Here is a 19,092-nt window from a genome sequence, read left to right as displayed (position 1 = left end):
GCTATCTGTCTAGTAAATATTTGCAGTGAAAGAAACATCTATAGACAGAGGGCGCATTGAAATGTTAAGTACATTTCAATGCGCCTTCATTGTTTTTTATTCCAGACTACAAAAATAAAATGAACTTTCTTGAACTCCCGTTTGTATAGTAAGTAAATAAATGAATAGGGCGTGTTCGAATGAATCTTTCTTTACAAGACATTGTGAAAACATATAATGGGCAGGTAGTTTTAAATCGATTTTCTGCCACATTTTCAGCAGGAGGCTGCTATTTGTTGCTAGGGGAAAATGGCGCAGGGAAATCGACGCTAGCAAAATGCATTGCGGGAGATATTGTTTATGATAGCGGGACAATGCATTATCAACGTAACCGTTTAGTAGCAGAAGATGTAGCGTTACAGTACCAAGCATTTGATAGCTATAGCCATTTGAAAATTGCTGAGGTAATTCGTCTTTTTCAAGCGTTGACAGGGAGTTCAAAGGATTTAACAGAGCTACATAACTTGCTAGAACTTACTACATATAGCCATGTTTTAGTAAAAAATGCCTCGGGTGGTCAACGCAAGGCATTGTCAATTTATTTAGCGTTTTTATTAAATAAACCAATTATTTTGCTGGATGAGCCGTTTGCAGATTTAGATTTAATGAAGAAAAAACAGCTTGCTTCCTTTTTAAAAAAGGAGATTAAACAGTCGCAGTGCATTATCATCGTAATTAGTCATGAAGTAGCAGGCTTTGAATCGCTATTCGATGCGATTTATATTTTACAAAATGGTCAGCTAGCAGATTTCGGTACATTAAATGTTTTGGAGGAAAAATACCCCAATCCTATGTTTAAGGGTATTGAAGGCATCTATTTTGAAATAACAGGAAAAGTATTAGGAGGGCGAGTAGGATGATAAAACAAATTACACATACATTTATGTTAGAAAGCATGCGTAATTATGGAGTAGGCTTTGGCAATGTGTTACCAGCATTTATTTTTTTAATCATGTCCTTTATTATAAAGTCTGTTGTTAATGAGGAAACATTTCAATACATGGTGAAGGGACAGTTTTTGCCAGTCTCAATTTTGCTGCTGCTATTCTCTTTTGCTTTTTCGAGTGCTACGATTTATTTAGCAGATATGAAGGCAAATCGCACATTTGATTGGCTAAAGCGTACAAAAGTTGCACCTTCTACTTATTATATTGGGATGGGTATCGGTGTATTTGCATTAGTAAATATTGCATTAATATTGTTATTAGGTTGCTATAAACTATTAATTGATATTACTTGGAGTAATTTTTTACTAATATTATTAATGTGCAATTTCGTTTTGCTTGCATTATATCCTTTAAGCTTTATTTTGGCAGGGCTTTTTAAAAATGGCAAAGTGGCACAAAGTATGCTTGTGCCAACGATGATTTTATTGATGTTTTCGATAACGATGACAACGATGTTTTTAACGCTTGCGGGCAAGGATCCGCAGCAATATTTTATTTTTTTAGTGTGGAATCCAGTGCTTTATTTGAATGATAGCTTACAATATTATTTAGGCTTAACGACAAATACATGGCTTCCCTTGTATCAGTATTGTATTATTTTGGCAGGTTGGAGCTTAATACTTATGCTGATTGCACGCAAAATTTATCCCGTATGAACAGGCTGTAAGATCCTCCTTCAAAAACACCAGATAAAATTAGGCCGTTGAAGTGGGGGATCAAACAGCCTGTAAAAAACCGATTGGTGAAACTACCAATCAGTGGGGGGATGAGGACCCCCACTGATTGAAGATTCACTTTATCACAGATAGGAGGAAAGAATGATGGGAGCTGGCTGGATTGTTTCGCTAATTGTTGGAGGGCTATGGATAATTATCATTTTAGCAATTATTATACCCTTTGACAGAAAGCATATTGTACGAGAAAATCGCAAAATTAATTATCGTAAAACGACGATCTATTTGCGCTGGAATGTTTTTGATACATTAATATTTGTTTTAGGCATTTATACAATTGTTTGTGTGCAGGCTTTAAATATGTTGATTTCAAGAGGGGAAGATGTAACGAGCCCCTATGTTCAATTTTTTACAAATCAATCACAAGTATGGGTGATTATTATTGTGATTTATTCATTTGTACGTATATCAAGCACTTTAAAATCCATCAAAGCCCATTTGGAGGGTGAGCTAGATGATGACAAGTGAGGATTTGATGCTGGCTTATCAAAAGGGGGATGCTGAGGCGTTTAATAAGCTGTATAATCAATTGTATAAGCCTTTGTACAGCTTTTTATTTCGCTATACAGGTGAGGAACAGTTAAGTATTGATATTGTACAGGATACATTTGAGCAGCTACAAAAAAAGCGGCAAGATTTTGATGTGCAAAAGGGCACTGTAAAATCATACATATTTCAAATTGGCTATCGTTTATTAATTAATAAGCTTAATCGTAGGAAAAAGTGGCGTAGCTTTTTTCCATTTTTAGTACCTATGCAGGTGACTTCTTTTTCAACGGAGGATAAGCTTGCGGTGCAGCAAGCGATTGCCAAGCTACCGGAAAAGCAGCGCGGTGTTATTTTACTTGCGTACTATCATGATTTGCAGCAGGATGATATTGCTAAAATTTTAGCGATACCTGTTGGGACGGTTAAGTCGAGATTACATCAAGCATTAAAGCGTTTAAAAGAGGAGTTAAAGGAGGATTTTCATGCTGAATAAGGAATGGAAAAAGGAGCAAAAGCTACAGCAGCACCTTGACCAATTTGGGGTGCAAATCCCTGAGAAGCTAGCGACCTATAAAAAAAGTCGCTTAGATCGTTTTATTACATATTTAGGTTCACCTGCGAAAGACCCATTGGAGAAATGGAACAGTACATCAGCAGGCTACACAGCACTGCGTATTATGCCGATTGTTTGCGGGTTAGTACTGGCAATTGTGCAGTGGCTAAGCATTGGAATATAAGTTGAAAATAATGAGTAGCCTGCGAGCATTTCAATAGGCTGTATTTATTTTTAATTAAAAGGAAAAGCTACACACCCTAGTGTTTATCATATTTTTTCAGAGAAACTCTTCTTTCTTATCGACAAAAGCGTCCAAAAGCAGGCAATGCACTACTTTTTGGACGCACTCGCCCCATTAGTTTTTATAACGTAACATATTCCAAAAGCCGATATCCTCAAAGCCTAGACGTTTATAAATAGCACCAGCGGCAGGGTTGTCATAAAAAAGGCACAGTGATTTGCCTTCGTCTAGTAGCTCGCTACAAAGCTTTTGCATACATTTTGTGGCGTAGCCTTTTTTCTTATAGTTTTCAAGTGTAGCAACAGCAACAACCATGGCGGATAGGCTGTTTTCAGCTGTCGTCGAAGCTGTTGAAACCATTACACCGTCTTCTCGCATAAAATAAGTGCGTCCTGTTTTGCTTTCTAATACGCGTAGCTTTCCCTCAACTGTAATGGGGCTGCCTTCGAACTCAGGAATGGTCGATAATAATGCAATATTTTCCTCAATTTCGTCGCGTGTAAGGAGTTCAACATGTTGTAACTCTTGCTCTTCATAAATTTTTTGCAACTCCGTACATTTCGCATAATAAAGCTCTTGTTTTTTGAACAATTCTTTATGAATATAGGGCTCAAGCAGGTCTGTAAGATGCTTGAGACCAGATAGCTCAGTCATCTTGTCGTCGCTGTTTATAATAGCTGCAAAGCCTTGTACATCGAAGGCTCCTTGTGCATAAGGGATATAGTTGCTCTCATATTTTAGCAGAACAGCGATTAGCTCCTCTCCTTCAAACTGTCCCCAAATTTTTTGAAATGGCTGGTCGTAGCCAAATGCCTCAATATCTCCAATAATGAAAAGATTTTCAGCGGGCTGCTGTTGGACGAGTGCCATGCAAATGTCGTGGTCTGCTGTAGTCAAAAGTCGTATCATGGTATCTCCTCCTTAAAAGGTAAATTAATGCAATGATAGAGAAAAAGTTTCCATATGTCAACCGTATTTTAACAGAAATTTTGCAAAACGTAGAATAAAAAAGTGAGGGGCAATGCCCTCACTTTCATTCGGAAGAAATCAATTCAAGCTCATCCTTATTTAAGGTTAACACCGCTATAGTTGATGTTTTTCCCTCATTCTCAAAGAAAGTTTATATTTTTTTCATAGGAGCTACCATTTTATCCCACATTAACGGGCAGTAAGCCTGCCACTTCAAGACTTAAATGAAATCGGTATAAGGCTAAGTGGGAGACCAACTGCTCGTAAAAGCCCGAATGGTTCAACTAACATTCAGTGGGGAGAGCGCCCACTGAATGAAGTTTCATTTTATCCAAACAGCGTCCCCAAAGTGGGCAACTGCACGGCTTTTGAGACGCGATTTTACAAAATGCTGCCTAAGCGTTTAATACCTTCCTCAATAATTTCAGGTGTGGAGTTTGTGTAGTTGAGGCGCATTGTATGAACATCGCCCGGATTTATATAAAACGGATTCCCCGGTACAAATGCAACTTTTTGTTCCATCGCTTTATTGAAAACATCCATCGCAGAACGCCCATCATTCATCGTTGCCCAAATAAACATGCCGCCTTGAGGCTTTGTATATGAGACATGGGTAGGGAAATATGTTGCCATTGCTTGTAGCATAGCATCCGACTGTGTTTTATATAAATCTTTAATCTTTTGAATATGCTGCGGTAAATCATTATTTAATAAATAATCTGCAATGATATATTGTGAGAAAATATTTGTATGCAGGTCTGTTGCTTGCTTTGCTGTTTCAATGTGCTGTAATAGCTCTCTATTTTTCGTAATGATAAAGCCGAGACGCATGCCCGGTGTGACAGTTTTTGAGAAAGAGCCAAGCAGCACGCTATTTTCCATTTTTCCTGCGGCGATATAAGGTAAATGGTCACCTTCGAAACGGAGCTCACCGTAAGGATCATCCTCTACAAAAATAACATCATGGCGTGAAACAAGCTCATACACTTGCTGACGTTTTTCAAGCGAGTAAGTAAGACCTGTTGGATTTTGGAAATTGGGTACTGTATAAATTAGCTTTACATTAGGTTGCTGTAATGCTTGCTCAAGCTGCTCTAAATTTAAGCCGTCCTCCTCTAATGTAACAGGATAAAATGCAGGCTCAGTCATTGTAAATGCTTGAATTGCGCCTAAATAGCCGGGCTCTTCAATAATAATGCCATCCCCTTTATTTACAAGTACTTTTGCTAACAGCTCCAATGCTTGTTGCGAGCCTGTTGTTAATAAAATATCATCTGGATGAATTTGCAGGCCATATTGACGATTATATTTATCGGCAATATATTGACGCAAAGGCAAATAGCCTTGGGTTGAGGCATATTGGAATAGTTTGGCACCATGTTGTTTCATTGCACGGTCGATGGATATATGAATATCCTCTAATGGGAATGAAATGGGGTTCGGTAAGCCGCCTGCAAAAGAGATAACATCATTCGCTTCGGTAACTTTTAAAATATTTCGAATAAATGAAGAGGGGGTATTTAAAATTCTGTCTGAGTACTGCATCGTGTAAACAACCTTCTTTGTTTTAATTTTTCGAAAATTATAACACTTTTAAATTAGCTATACAATATAGTTTGTGAAAAAAATTACAAGCAAGCTTTTTTAGCAAAGAAAGTAGAAAATGCTAGCAAAATAGGCGTATAATAAATGAGGTGAATTTAATGTAGAAAGAAGGTTACTATTATGACATTTGCTTTAGTAATAGGTGCTAGTTTTGCTTTGTTAGCGATTGTGCTAGGTGCATTTGGTGCACATGCGTTAAAAGATAAATTTCCAGAGCCGCGCTATGCTGCGATTTGGGAAACAGCTGTACAGTATCATATGTATCATGCATTAGGGCTTGTAGCAGTTGGAATTTTAGGCTTTGATGTCATTCTCGGTACGACAAGTGTTTTACAATGGGCAAGCTACTTAATGGTAGGGGGTATCTTGCTATTTTCTGGTAGTCTTTATGTTTTAGCTGTGACAGGTGTGAAAAAGCTAGGCGCGATTACACCGCTGGGCGGGCTATTATTTATTGGCGCATGGGCATGTGTAATTATTGCAGTTATATAGCTTCTTTTAGCAATGTTTATGTAGTAGTCAAATTATTTTTGTAGCGATAACAAGGCGGTAGGTACAAAAGTTTTTTTACGAATATTTCATATAGAAGCTCGGGCTGTCTGAAAAGGAATACCTTTTTGGGCAGCCTTATTTTTTATTGTGGGATTTTGAGAAATATCAGCAATTTTTTAAAATAGTGCAAGCTAAATTCGTAAAATTACAGTCTAATTTATAGAGAGAGGTGAAAAATGTGAATGAACGGCTATTAAGACAAGCACAAAGGGGGGATGATGCGGCATATATTAAGCTTTTTCAGCAGTATGAGCAAGAACTGTATGCGATGGCCTATGTGTATGCCAAAAATAAGGATGATGCACTCGATATTGTGCAGGAATGTGCTTATCGTTCTTATAAAGCCATCCAACAATTGCGGGAGGAGAATTATTTTAAAACATGGCTTATTCGCATTTTAATCAATTGTGCACATGATTTACTGAAAAAGCGACCACATTATGAGGAATTGCACGATACAGATTTAATAGAAGAGCCAGTCGCACTTGATACACAGTTTACATTGCAAAGTGTAATGGAGCATTTATCAATAGAAGAAAAGCATGTTGTATTACTGAAGTATTATGAGGATTTTACATTTGAGCAAATTGCAGATATTTTACAGTTAAAGCTCGGAACGACGAAAACGATTTTATATCGTGCATTGAAAAAATTAAAGGCAAAGCTAGAGGAGGAGGGCATGACAGATGAAATCTTTGAAAGATGAAATGCGCCAAATTGTGCAGCCAAAAGACTTACATAAACGTGCTATGACAGGTATTCAGCGGGCGGCAAGGGAGCAACGTCGACAAAAGTGGCTACCGACTTTTTTAAGCGTTTCGTTGACAGCCGCAGTCGTTTATTTCATTTGGCTTGTCTCAGCAACCTCGCCTGAACAGCAAAATAGTCAAGCGACGACGCTGCAACATAATTTACTAGGAGCGTACAGCGCTTATTGGATAGCAGGACTTATTACAGCACTACTGCTTATTTTTGTGATACTTATTGCCAAACGTTATAAAAGATGGCGTAAAAAATTGGCACTTATTATGGTCATTATGCTGTCATGGATTTGGAACAATGCTTACTATGAAGAGCAGCAGTTACCGCAACCTTATGTTTATCCATTATCGGTGAATGTGACGGAAGAACAAAATATTAAATCCATTTATGTTCATGCAATTATTAATAAAGGAGAATTTGAAAAAACGATACAGATAATTACTATTAATGATATTAAACTCCACGTAAATGGAATAGGCGGTCTTAGCTTAGGAAGTACAGCACATCATATAACGACTGATGCTACACTTGACTTACAAGGCAATGAATTAAATAGTTTAATGAAGGAACGCACGCCGATTGAAGCATATGCTATTTTTTCAGACGGTCAAAAAATACCTTTCGATATCCAATTTGAACAATTTGAGAGAGGTAAAGAAACAGAGAGTAGTGGATTTGAAATTGACTCAAATCAAAATAATAAGGATTTGTTTAAAACAGAACTTACAACAGTGTTAGACATTATCCCACCCCCAATTATAAGTAATTATAAGTTAGAAAATGATGGTGAAGTAATTAAAAGTGTTGGTATGGGGGAGGAAGAAGAAATCGATTTATTACCATATCCGATGAAACGGGAATTACTTGAGTTATCTTATTGGGTAAACGAAGAGAGAGAGCTGAGAAGCTATCAAAATTTATATTTTATAATTGAGACGCCAGACGGTACTATTAATAAAATGGTAAATATCCTTTTCCCTCCCTTTTCTCGCGATGTCGTCAAAAAAGTACGACAGGAGATGATGCAGCATGAATGAACAATGGCAAATCGCATTGAAATGGCTACTTAGAGGATTGATTTTCTCAGTGTTTACATTTTTTCTACCATATATATATATAGTACCAATATTGATGATTTTCTATGCTGTATTAAAATTCCCTGAAAAAAGCAAACTAAAAACAATTGTTTCTATTGTTTTACTTCTTATGCTTTTGGAGCAATTGAGACCTGAAAAATGGTATACACATGATGTTATTTTTGCAAATCGCCTCAGTTGGATAACACCTGTCTTGCCATATTTACTACTGCTATTTATTGTTTATTTACTTAAACCACTTTCGGAGAAAACAGACAGCATGCGAGAATATAAGAAAATGGAGCACTTTTGCACAGTTGTTGTTGTCACTTCGTTAATCGCATTTTCTTTCGGTATGAACGTAACTGAGAATTCCCAATTGCTAATTATTGTTGGAGCAGGTCTTTTCTATATAGCAGCCTTAATTACAGTTATTCATTTTTTAAGATTTATGCTGCGCACGGGGTTATTGTTTTTGAAAAACTAGCGCTTTGCCCATTCGTACAAAGATAAGGAAAGCACATGAAATCAAGAAATAAACCTCTGATTTCATGTGCTTTTTATCCCGTATTAACAGGCTGTAAGACCCCCACTTCAAAACAACAGATAAAATCAAGATGTTTAAGTGGGGGATCCAACAGCCTGTAAAAACCCGATTGGTGAAACTACCAATCAGTGGGGGATGAAGAAAACCCCACTGATTGAAGGTTCACTTTATTGCCCTTTTTTTGCTTGGCGCTCCCAAATGAGTAGTGATGGAAATGGGTCAAATGCCCATTCATTACGCCCATCAAACTTATACATACCATAATGTAAATGAGGTGGGAATTTACCAGATGTTCCTTCCTTACCATAGCCGGAGCTGCCAACATAGCCTATTACAGTGCCTGGCTCGACAATATCACCAATGGCTAATTCGGGATGGAAGGAGGATAAATGTGCATAATAATGATACGTATTATGCAAATCACGGATGCCAATGCGCCAACCGCCGTATTCATTCCAGCCCATTACTTCAATAACACCGTAGGAGGTAGAGTGAACGGGCGTTCCGTAACTTGCAAATAAATCAGTGCCTTCATGCATTCTCTTGCCACCCCATCCACGGCTTGCTCCCCAAGTACCTTTGTAGCTGTAATTTGTTCGGATAGGAATAGGAAAAGCACGCTCGGCTAAGGCGACGGTGTTGTACTTTTTATAAATAGATGCAATGACATGAATTTGATTAATTGTCTGGTCATTCTCATAATATTCCTCTAATGCTGCTTGAAATGTACCTGCTGTGGTGTGTGCCTTGTGCAAATAGCTAACCAATGTACGCAAAACATCTGCATCTTGTGCTTGATCTGCGATACCGTCATTATTGCCATCTAGTCCATTACCTCCGAAATAAGCGATAGTTGCAGGCGATGTATCTTGCATAGAAGGGTTAAATGGACCAGTCCAAAAATGTGTAGGGAATTGCATAGAAATAATACCTTCACGTGTTGGTAAGTCTTTACGTACGGCTTGGATATTTCGTTCATATTGATCGATCGCAGCAATATAATACCAGGGGACAATTGGGCTTTCGAATTCATAATAATAGGCCATTCTTTGTGCATATATTTCATCTTGTGAAGGTGTTTGCTGTGCACTGCTGGATGGTATTGCGAACAATTGGCTAAGCAGTACGAAACAAAATATTATTTGGAAACGTTCCATTCTACATTCCCTCCATTCTACACGTATAACATAACCAATTTTTTTGATTTTATGAGTGATATTAAGGACTTGTAAATGAATAAGCTTAGGAATGCGGATTAATCGCTTTTATGTAAGAAAAATACATGTAAAATGATTGCCTTTGTTTAAAATCAAATTGTATGAGAATTACTGAATAAATAAACCATCAATATCTGCTGTTTTTTCAGCAAAATCTTATTATAGCTACGTTCAAATAAAGAATTGTTAATGAATGAAGGGGCTGTCCAAAAAGCCATGCATAACCGGCATTTTGGACAGTAGCGATGATGTTTCACAAAATGTTAATTCATATAAACCGAAAACGCCTCTTTTAAAAATGGGATGAACACAGCATTATCCTTCAGTAAAAGGGAAGCGATGAAAACATTTATTTCAATGCGGTGTCAAAAAAAATGGACTTTTCGGACAACTCCTAGTTTTATCCCGTATTAACAGGCTGTAAGACCCCCACTTCAAAACAACAGATAAAATCAAGATGTTTAAGTGGGGGATCCAACAGCCTGTAAAAACCCGATTGGTGAAACTACCAATCAGTGGGGGATGAAGAAAACCCCCACTGATTGAAGGTTCACTTTATTGTGTCCACAAACGTGCATTTGAAAATGTTTTTTAAAAAAGGAGCGTCTTATAAAAATTAATTGAAGCCTGCGTCCTCCGTAGCGGAAATGAACAAATTACTAAGTTTTCTCTATAAAACAATCGCTAATTGACCACTCGATAAAAATTATTTTTTAATTTTAATTTTTTAACCTAATTTTAACCTTTGCATGTTATTTTTTAGTTTATATGTTCTAAAAGAGGGCTTTACTGTAATTCGATAAAATGAGTATGTTCAGTTTTAGTTGAGGTTTCTCCTACATAATTATAAAGAAGATAGTGAGGAATTGCGAAACGAAAAACTAGCTAGCCTAGTCGAATGCTGGCACTCTTCAATTTACAATATAAGGTGCAGTGAATAGCAAAATAGATTTTGAAATACACCCCCAGATGTGTTGATTATGTAAATATTGTCTATTAATTAGCATGTTTTATTTAGAGGAAGCACCTTTTGTTAGGCATACACTCATTGATTGGAGTGGAGGGGCGACTCCATCGGGATCAGTGCGAGCTGAAAATCCATTTATTTCGGCGAATGCCGAAATAAATTAGTTGAAGCCGCACCCCGAGGAAAGCGTCCCCCGCAGCGGAAATTAACGAATGACTAGGTTTTCTCTTTAAAATAAAGGCTAATCAACACACCTGATACACCCCAATAGTATAGGTGTACCCTTTACAGATTACATAGGAACAACGAAAGACGTCATTATCTCCAACATAATTAATGGTAGACCAGTGACGAGTATCATGTATTCTGTCTTTTCTTATGCGCCCTTTCATCCATATGAAGGTTCCTACGGACTGAAGGCTCAATACGTATTGTAACTAAAAGTTTAGACATTATTTTGTGATTATACTCTATTATGGTTAGACTGATTCACGGCTACGAGATAATGTAGAGGGCTTTATATATGGGCATTCCTAAATCACGCTCAATTAATATGGGCACTTGTAAGTAAAAATAAAGAGAATAATAAAAATATATTAATTAATGATATTTTTACGCGTATTTGTATTTTTAAAGGGATATATAGACCTATTTGTATTTAGAAAGCTCAGTCGATATTTAACCATATAGGAAAAAGGGGTGGTTTTTTGAATAAAGAAATATGCAAAGAAGTATTTACTTTAATTGAAAAAATAAAAAATAAAAAAGCAATAATTGGCATTGTTGGACTTGGATATGTAGGTCTTCCTTTAGCATTAGAAGTGACAAAGAACGGATTTTCTACGCTTTGCTTCGATAAGGATTTAACTAAAATTCATCAGCTACAGCAAGGAAGTAGTTATATTACAGATTTACAATCAGCAAGAATACAGGAGGCGATAGCGAGCCAGCGTTTTATTCCAACTAGTCAATTTGAGCTACTTCATCAAGCGGATATTATTGTCATTTGTGTCCCAACGCCACTAGGTGAGCATGGTAATCCAAACATTACTTATATCATTGAAGCTGTTGAACAAATCGGACAGCATATGAAGGAAAATACACTAATTATTTTAGAAAGCACTACGTATCCTGGAACAACAAGGGAGGTTGTGGCTTCAGCAATAGAGAAGCATGGCTTTACAGTGGGGAAAAACAGCTTTGTAGCTTATTCTCCTGAGCGAATAGACCCGGGCAATAGAAATTTCAATGTAACGAATACGCCAAAAGTGATTGGTGGAATGACATCACATTGTCAAGAGATGAGTAAGCTATTTTATGAGGAGGCTTTGCAAACAAAAGTTCATTGTGTATCTACTCCAGAAATTGCTGAGATGGAAAAGCTTTTAGAAAATACATTTCGGCAAGTAAATATCGCATTAATAAATGAACTAAGTAAAGTGTGTTATACGATGGGCATTGATGTATGGGAAGTGATTGATGCGGCTGCAACGAAGCCGTATGGATTTATGCGATTTGCACCGGGACCAGGAGTTGGGGGACATTGTATTCCTGTCGACCCGAAGTATTTATTATGGTCTGGTCAGCAGCATGGTACGACGATTACATTAATTGATGCTGCAGATAAAATTAATGAATCAATGCCTAAATTTGTTGTTGAACGATTGGCAAGCTATTTGCAGTTGCAGAATAAAAAACTTGAAGGTGCAAGGATTGTAGTCGTTGGTGCTGCTTACAAGCCAAATATAAATGATATAAGAGAGTCGCCAGCATTGCCAATTATTCATTTATTGCAAGAACAGCAATGTGAAATTCATATTATTGAACCTTTTATTAACACCGTACAGGGGATTGAAACAGAGCAACTCACTGTGGAATTAATACAGCAAGCCGATGGTGTACTTATTATAACGAATCATTCTTCCATCGATTATCGATTAATTGATAATCATGCGTCTTTAATTTTCGATACGCGTCAAACAGATTTTTCGTTTAACAATGTAAACTATTATAAATTATAAGGAGCTTTTCTATGCGAAGGTTATTATTTTACAGCATTATAGTTTTCTTATTTTTATCAGGCTGTCAATCTGATACAAAAAAGAGCGCAATTGAGGTAGTTGAACCCTCAATTGATGTTGTTCAATCAGATGGAACATTAAGCGAAGTCATTCGCGACTCTAACATATTGCAGCCGAAAATGGCGTTGACCTTTAATGGGCTAGCAGATGAAGAAACGATGTTACATTTGTTAGAGCAGCTCGATGCACTATCAATACATGCTACCTTTTTCATTGAAGGGATGCGTGTAGCGCAAGAGCCAGACCTTGTCAAACGCATTGTAGCACAAGGGCATGAAGTGCAGAGTGGCACATTATCATTTGAGGATATGACGACGCTTAATTATGAGCAGACGTACAAAGATTTGCTTCTGACTAATCAAATTTTTGAACAGCATTTAGGCTTTACTCCCCAATTTGTGCGCAGTCGCTCTGGGGACGCGACAGAAAATATGCAGTCGGCAGCAGCGATGCTTGATATGACAGCGGTCATTGAATCTTCAATTAACCCTCAAGATCGTAATATGCAAAGTGCTGAAGAAATTGTAGCGTATATCGAACGCTTTATAAACAGTGGGGCAATTATTCATTTAAACACATATATTAATCCTGCTATTATTGATGCCATCCCTTTATTAGCGCAGTCTTTAGAGCAAAAGGGTTATACACTGACAACATTAACGGACGTCATTAATAATAAATATACGGTAAAACAATTAGAGGAAATTGATGGTTATGACAAAATTCAATTTAATTTAGATTATGAAAATGTTGAGCCCTTTATTTATTACCGAAAAAACACAGCAAAAAAAGAGATTGCTTTAACATTTGATGATTGGGCAAGTGAAGAGCAAACAAAGAAAATATTAGATGTTTTACGGCAGTACGATATAAAAAGCACATTTTTCTTAATCGGCAGTGGTGTTGAAAAAAATCCACATATAGCAAGGCTAATTATGGATGAGGGACATGAAATAGCTAGTCATTCCTATAACCATTTGGACGTAACGCAAATGACTCCAGAAGAGTTACAGGAAGATTTGATTAAAGCACATCGCGCATTAACGTATGCATTGCAGGAAGCGCCGTTACTTTATTTTAGACCAGCACAAGGTGTAATGGATGAAAGAACGGCAAAAATAATTGCCGCTACAGGGATGGAAGTAACCGCACTATACGATATTGCCTCGTTTGATTGGAATATAGATTATTCTGCTCAAGATATTTATAAACGAATTATGGAACGAGTAGGTCCAGGGAAAATTATTGTGATGCATGTTTTAGATGATACGCAGACAGTAGAGGCGCTGCCATTAGTAATTGAGCAATTACAACAGCAAGGCTACACTTTTGAAAAACTCTCTACATGGATTGAACAAGATTTTGATGAGAAAGTAGATTGATACGGATGAAAAAAACAAAAGAAATATTAATGACACCAAGAGCTGATAGACGTATTTTGTCAAATATCCCTGATCCAGAAAATGTACGAAGCTTAGTTAATCGTCGAGGAGCTGCTTATCAGCAGTCCGAAGTTAATATAACAGATGTGAATGAAATCTTTCGCTTACAATCATTAAGTTTGCGATATATTTCTGCCTTTCCCGTAAAAATTTTGCCAACTCGCAAGCAAAAGAAAATCTCGCATCATTTTTATTCTGAAGATATTTCGGTAACAGGTATTCTTATTTATTCTGATGTACCAAATGCTTTTCAAGTAGATGAAGTAACGACGATGCGCTTTAAAATCCCAGGTGGTGTAATGCCAGAGGGCTATGAAGCGAATGTTAAAATACAAGCAAAAATGATTCGGGCATTTGAAAAAGAAGTAGATGGTAAAACACGCTATTATTATGCATACGAATTTTTACAGCCTTTAAATGAATATATGGTGAAAAAGCGTTGGGGTATGTCAATCTTTGTTGCAAGTTTAGTGCTGTTCGTTGTCGCGCTTATTGTTGTCTTAATGCGTGCAGAGAGCGTTATTTACTTCCAATTCAATAAATTTTTATACTTTTATAGTATTATTGCGGCGACATTTTTATTAAGCCGCTATCTATTCGGCATGCTGTTTCGCAATGTTCCAATTAATCCAGATTATGAGCCTGGTGTATCGATTATTATTCCTGTGTTTAATGAGGAACAATGGATTCACCGTACCATTTTAAGCTGTATTAATCAGTATTACCCTGTCGACAAGCTGGAAGTGATTGTTGTAGATGATTGCTCCACTGATAAAACAGAGGAGAAGGCAAAGGAAATGATTGAGCTTATTAATAACGAGGGAGAACGCTTTAAAACGAAAGAGCGTTTGACATTTTATAAGCTACCTCAAAACGGTGGAAAGCGGGAAGCGCTTGTTGCAGGGGTGCATATGGCGAAGCATGATTTAGTTGTATTTGTTGATTCTGATAGCTTCCTAGAACCAAATGCGATACGCAATATTGTGCAGCCTTTCCAAGACCCTAAAATGGGTGGAGTAGCTGGGCGTACTGAAGTAGAAAATAAATTTACTAATGTTTTAACAAAGCTACAAACGGTCAGATATTATATCGCTTTTCGTATTATGAAAGCAGCAGAATCATGGTTTGATACAGTTACTTGTTTATCAGGACCTTTAGCGTGCTATCGTAAAGACCTTGTCATAAAAAACGAAGAGGCATGGCTAAATCAAAAGTTTCTTGGTCAGCCAGCTACATTTGGGGACGATCGTAGTATGACAAACTATATTTTAAAAACGCATCGCACAGGTTATCAAGATAATGCGGTATGCTCTACGATTGTTCCATCTGATTCGAAATCCTTTTTATCACAGCAAATGCGTTGGAAACGTTCATGGCTAAGAGAGTCATTACGTGCCTTCACATTTATGTGGAAAAAAGAGCCGTTTATGTTTTTATTTTTTATTGTTGGTTTAATTGTGCCGATTGCCGCACCTATTGTCGTCGTTTACAACTTGCTTTGGGTGCCAATAACATATGGTATTTTCCCAACAACGTTTCTTGTAGGGCTACTTTTGATGGCAATGCTAATGAGTTTGGCACATTTATATTTTAGGAAAAGTAAACTATGGGCATTCGGCTTTATCTTCGTTTTGTTTTACGAGTTTATTTTACTATGGCAAATGCCTGTTGCTTGGGTGACATTTTGGAAATCAACTTGGGGTACTCGTGAAACACCGCAGGACGTGTTAGAGCGAGAGAAGAAGCAGGCAAGAAAAGAAGAACGTAAGAAGAAATGGAAAAAGAGAACTATAGGTGAGAATGAATGAGAAAAAATAATACAGTGCTAAATCCACAAAGTAAAAACCGTAAAAAAGTCATTCGTTCCATCATTCAGGCGGTTATTGTAATCTTACTTGCGACCATTTTAATTCGTGCTATCTTTTTAATCAATAAGTTTGAAGAAGAAACGATACCATTGATAAATGAAGATGGCTTTGTTGCTCTATCATACTTTGGGGTTAGTCGAGGGGAATCGCCAAAATATGTATCGAAGGGCAATTTAGACAAACAATTATCATTACTAGAAAAGCAGGGCTATCAAACAATTTCACAGCAGGATATTATCGATTTTTATGAGCAAGGCAAACGATTACCTGAAAAAGCTTTATATTTATCGTTTGAGGATGGACGAACAGATTCGAGTATTTTCGCTCAAAAAATATTAGAAAAATTGAATTACAAAGCAACGATGTATACGTACGCTAACAAAATGGATACGAAAGATACAAAATTTTTAAAGCCTAAGCACTTGAAGTTAATGGAAGATAGTGGATTTTGGGAGCTTGGGTCAAATGGCTATCGCTTAACGTATATTAATGTTTTTAACGATGAAGGGCAATCGTTAGGCGTTATTGATGAAAACGATGTGCCTGACAAAATGATGATTGAATACTATAATCATTATTTAATGGATTTTATTCGTGACGAATATATGATTCCTACAGAAACAAGAGCGGAAATGGAAGCCCGTATTGCAACAGATTATCAGTTAATGCATGATATTTATACAGAAACCTTAGATGAAATGCCAAAAGCATATGCGATTATGCATGCAAATTCACTTTACAATAATATGGATTCGCTCGTGGAAAATGCGAATGATCAGCATATTAAAGAGCTGTACAAAATGCATTTTAATCTGGAGCAGGATGCTTATAACGAGTCAGATGCAGACATTTATAATTTGAGTAGGCTTCAAGTTTCACCGTATTGGTCAACAAACCATCTAATGATGAAAATTCAGCAAGCTAGTAATAAAAATGTTGAATTTGAAATAGGTGATTCGAAGCTTGCAGAACAATGGACACTTGCAAATGGTGCAGCAGAGTTTTTAAATAATGAGATTATTTTGACATCCTTGCCAGCAACAGAGGGCACATTATTTTTAAAGGAAGCAATGCCAGAATCCTATAATTTTGAATTTGATTTTTATGGCAATGTTGTTGGAGAGCAGTCTATTTATATTAATTATGATGCTACGACGAACAGCTATATTCGCGTAATGCTAAAGGATAATGAAATCATTATCTATGAAAGGCAGCCGAATAAACAAGAAAGTGAAATCGAGCGACATATGCTTGCAGAAGTAAAATGGAGTGGAGAGGATTATGCCTTCAATAAGGCGACGGTGTATTCTTATAATGATACGCAGCGAGGCTCACGCATTGATGAAGAGGAATATCCACGCAATTTAAAAAATCGCCGCCATTTATCACTGCAAGTAGGGCGAGGCGAGTTTAAACTAACAGTAGATCAGGAGCTATCAGCAAATATCTCGATTAATGATACAATCCAAGGCGGGCAAATTGGTTTCGGCGCATCGTATTCTAAAAAAGATACGACGCATGAGCAATATGCGGATGATATTTATGATACAGTGATAGAGAATATCAAAATAACAGATGTAGAAGAACAGGTCATATTTACAAACCAATATACAAAATTTGACCGAGTAAAGTATAATATAACTACATGGTTTAATAGTCTAGTAGATTTCTTCATTGAAACCTTCTAAAGCTCTGGAGGGCTTATAAAAATGAAAAATATATTCACTTTTTTTGCTATAGCAATTGTTGTACTAGCTGGATGTAGTAGTAGTGAGGCGAAGAAGAGTCACCAAGAGGAAGCAAATAAACCTAAATTATCAATTTGGCTCCCAGAATGGCAATTAAAATCAACTGTAGAAAATATTGAGAATTCCGCTGAAGGTTTACAAAGTTTACGTGTTTTTGGTGCTTATTTTAATGCGCAAGACCAGCCATTTTTAACGGAAACAGCAGAAAAAATTCACAAGCATATGTATGATAATTTTCGAGATAGCCACTCAATACTTTTAACATTTATTAATGATTATGTTGTAGAGGGTAAACCTTCCGTCCAAAAAGATAGCACGCTGCTGCATCGCCTTGTAAAGGATGAACAGGCGAGAAAAAAGCATATTGACGATATAATTGCTCTGACCGAAAAGTTTCCTGTCGATGGCGTAGAAATTGATTATGAGAAAATAGCTAAAGAAGATACAGCCAATTATATTTTATTTTTGCAGGAGCTTTATGAGGTATTGCAAAAAAGAGGTTTATCAATGCATGTCGTCTTAGTGCCAAGCTTCCCATTTGAAAATCCTTTGCCAGATGGGCCGAGCTATACAGTAATGGCATATAATGTGCATGGTTATCATAGTGGTCCAGGTGCAAAAGCAACATTTGCATTTTTAGATCAGCTGCTTGTAAAAATGGGAAAATCGAACCAGCATTTTAGTATTGCCTTTGCAACAGGTGGTTTCACATGGCCGAAAAATGGTAAAATAATCGCTTTAACAGGGGATGAAGCAGAAAAATTAATTGCTTCAACAAAATCGGCAACAAAGCGTGATAAAGATAGCCATGCTGTATATTTCCAATACAGTGATAAAGGAATGGATTATGAGGCATGGTATGCAGATGCGGAAACTTTACAAAAATGGATTACCTATGTACAAGAAAAAGACGCAAAATACGAGCATTTTGTATTATGGCGTGCAGGTGGCTTAAGTGCGGGTGCTGTTGAATGGATTGCAACACATGAAAACAAGGAATAAGTAGACGAAGGCGTCCAGAGCCCTCTTTTAAAAAGTCGATTTGCCACCAAAATGTGGTGAAAATCGACTTTTTTCTTTAAAAGAAAAGTATAAACTCTTGCTTCAATGTCAAAGCAAGTAGGCGAGGTGACTTTCTGCCGAAAAGTGCCTGTCAAGCCAGCAATGAATCCCCCATGCAAGCCACCACGAAACAGCACGTGGCAGCTAAAAAATAGCGAACCGCCAATAGAACCGGCAAGCGCCAATAGAA

Annotated in this window: 17 protein-coding genes; 14 read left to right on the top strand and 3 right to left on the bottom strand. The window is 37.0% G+C overall.

From position 1 onward, the window contains the following. The first annotated feature begins 179 nt into the window (after positions 1-179). The 5 genes from MHH70_RS05180 (at position 180) to MHH70_RS05160 (ending at position 2,946) form a co-directional block, all read left to right on the top strand. A complete protein-coding gene (locus MHH70_RS05180; RefSeq protein ID WP_342472724.1) occupies positions 180-899 on the top strand; it encodes an ABC transporter ATP-binding protein in 720 nt (239 codons plus the stop codon). Further along, positions 896-1,642, top strand: a complete 747-nt coding sequence (locus tag MHH70_RS05175) for an ABC transporter permease (protein WP_342472723.1) — start codon at positions 896-898, stop codon at positions 1,640-1,642. Before MHH70_RS05180 ends, MHH70_RS05175 begins: the two co-directional genes overlap by 4 nt. 162 nt (positions 1,643-1,804) lie before the next feature. Continuing rightward, positions 1,805-2,188 (top strand): group-specific protein, encoded by a 384-nt coding sequence (locus tag MHH70_RS05170; RefSeq protein ID WP_342472722.1) that lies wholly within the window; start codon positions 1,805-1,807, stop codon positions 2,186-2,188. 7 nt (positions 2,189-2,195) lie between these two features. Beyond that, the gene (locus tag MHH70_RS05165) at positions 2,196-2,702 is read left to right on the top strand and encodes an RNA polymerase sigma factor (protein ID WP_342473164.1); all 507 of its coding nucleotides are present in this window, start codon (positions 2,196-2,198) and stop codon (positions 2,700-2,702) included. Then, a complete protein-coding gene (locus MHH70_RS05160) occupies positions 2,692-2,946 on the top strand; it encodes a hypothetical protein (protein WP_342472721.1) in 255 nt (84 codons plus the stop codon). Before MHH70_RS05165 ends, MHH70_RS05160 begins: the two co-directional genes overlap by 11 nt. Before the next feature lie 174 nt (positions 2,947-3,120). Here MHH70_RS05160 and MHH70_RS05155 read toward each other — a convergent pair whose 3' ends face one another. Both MHH70_RS05155 and MHH70_RS05150 read right to left on the bottom strand, forming a co-directional pair. Further along, positions 3,121-3,915 carry a GNAT family N-acetyltransferase gene (locus MHH70_RS05155; protein WP_342472720.1) on the bottom strand — a complete coding sequence of 265 codons (795 nt, stop codon included), beginning with the start codon at positions 3,913-3,915 and terminating at the stop codon, positions 3,121-3,123. A gap of 441 nt (positions 3,916-4,356) precedes the next feature. Continuing rightward, positions 4,357-5,520 carry a PLP-dependent aminotransferase family protein gene (locus MHH70_RS05150; protein WP_342472719.1) on the bottom strand — a complete coding sequence of 388 codons (1,164 nt, stop codon included), beginning with the start codon at positions 5,518-5,520 and terminating at the stop codon, positions 4,357-4,359. Between the two features lie 180 nt (positions 5,521-5,700). On the opposite strand from MHH70_RS05150, the gene MHH70_RS05145 reads away from it, so the two are divergent. The 4 genes from MHH70_RS05145 (at position 5,701) to MHH70_RS05130 (ending at position 8,457) form a co-directional block, all read left to right on the top strand. Beyond that, positions 5,701-6,072 (top strand): DUF423 domain-containing protein, encoded by a 372-nt coding sequence (locus tag MHH70_RS05145; RefSeq protein WP_066171508.1) that lies wholly within the window; start codon positions 5,701-5,703, stop codon positions 6,070-6,072. Between the two features lie 238 nt (positions 6,073-6,310). Beyond that, a complete protein-coding gene (locus MHH70_RS05140; protein ID WP_235616013.1) occupies positions 6,311-6,838 on the top strand; it encodes a sigma-70 family RNA polymerase sigma factor in 528 nt (175 codons plus the stop codon). Beyond that, a complete protein-coding gene (locus MHH70_RS05135; protein ID WP_342472718.1) occupies positions 6,819-7,931 on the top strand; it encodes a hypothetical protein in 1,113 nt (370 codons plus the stop codon). Before MHH70_RS05140 ends, MHH70_RS05135 begins: the two co-directional genes overlap by 20 nt. Then, entirely contained in the window at positions 7,924-8,457 is a 534-nt protein-coding gene (locus MHH70_RS05130; protein WP_066171499.1) for a hypothetical protein, read from the top strand. Before MHH70_RS05135 ends, MHH70_RS05130 begins: the two co-directional genes overlap by 8 nt. 227 nt (positions 8,458-8,684) lie before the next feature. On the opposite strand, the gene MHH70_RS05125 is transcribed toward MHH70_RS05130, so the two are convergent. Next, positions 8,685-9,674, bottom strand: coding sequence for a M23 family metallopeptidase (locus MHH70_RS05125; RefSeq protein WP_066171497.1), 990 nt, complete (start codon positions 9,672-9,674; stop codon positions 8,685-8,687). A gap of 1,734 nt (positions 9,675-11,408) precedes the next feature. Here MHH70_RS05125 and MHH70_RS05120 point away from each other — a divergent pair. The 5 genes from MHH70_RS05120 to MHH70_RS05100 are packed head-to-tail and all read left to right on the top strand — an operon-like array spanning position 11,409 to position 18,842. Beyond that, complete coding sequence (locus MHH70_RS05120) at positions 11,409-12,722, top strand: nucleotide sugar dehydrogenase (RefSeq protein WP_342472717.1); 1,314 nt, start codon at positions 11,409-11,411, stop codon at positions 12,720-12,722. An 11-nt stretch (positions 12,723-12,733) separates the two neighbouring features. Further along, on the top strand, positions 12,734-14,164 hold the full coding sequence (locus MHH70_RS05115; protein ID WP_066171494.1) for a polysaccharide deacetylase family protein: 1,431 nt from the start codon (positions 12,734-12,736) through the stop codon (positions 14,162-14,164). A 5-nt stretch (positions 14,165-14,169) separates the two neighbouring features. Further along, on the top strand, positions 14,170-16,032 hold the full coding sequence (locus tag MHH70_RS05110; protein ID WP_342472716.1) for a glycosyltransferase: 1,863 nt from the start codon (positions 14,170-14,172) through the stop codon (positions 16,030-16,032). Continuing rightward, entirely contained in the window at positions 16,029-17,780 is a 1,752-nt protein-coding gene (locus tag MHH70_RS05105; protein WP_342472715.1) for a polysaccharide deacetylase family protein, read from the top strand. Before MHH70_RS05110 ends, MHH70_RS05105 begins: the two co-directional genes overlap by 4 nt. A 21-nt stretch (positions 17,781-17,801) precedes the next feature. Further along, positions 17,802-18,842 carry a glycosyl hydrolase family 18 protein gene (locus MHH70_RS05100; RefSeq protein WP_107942435.1) on the top strand — a complete coding sequence of 347 codons (1,041 nt, stop codon included), beginning with the start codon at positions 17,802-17,804 and terminating at the stop codon, positions 18,840-18,842. The last annotated feature ends 250 nt before the right edge of the window (positions 18,843-19,092 follow it).

The sequence above is a fragment of the Metasolibacillus sp. FSL H7-0170 genome (assembly GCF_038593115.1).
GTDB lineage: Bacteria > Bacillota > Bacilli > Bacillales_A > Planococcaceae > Metasolibacillus > Metasolibacillus fluoroglycofenilyticus.
The sequence above is the reverse complement of the archived record's forward strand: the minus strand, read 5'-3'. Positions and strand labels throughout refer to the sequence as shown.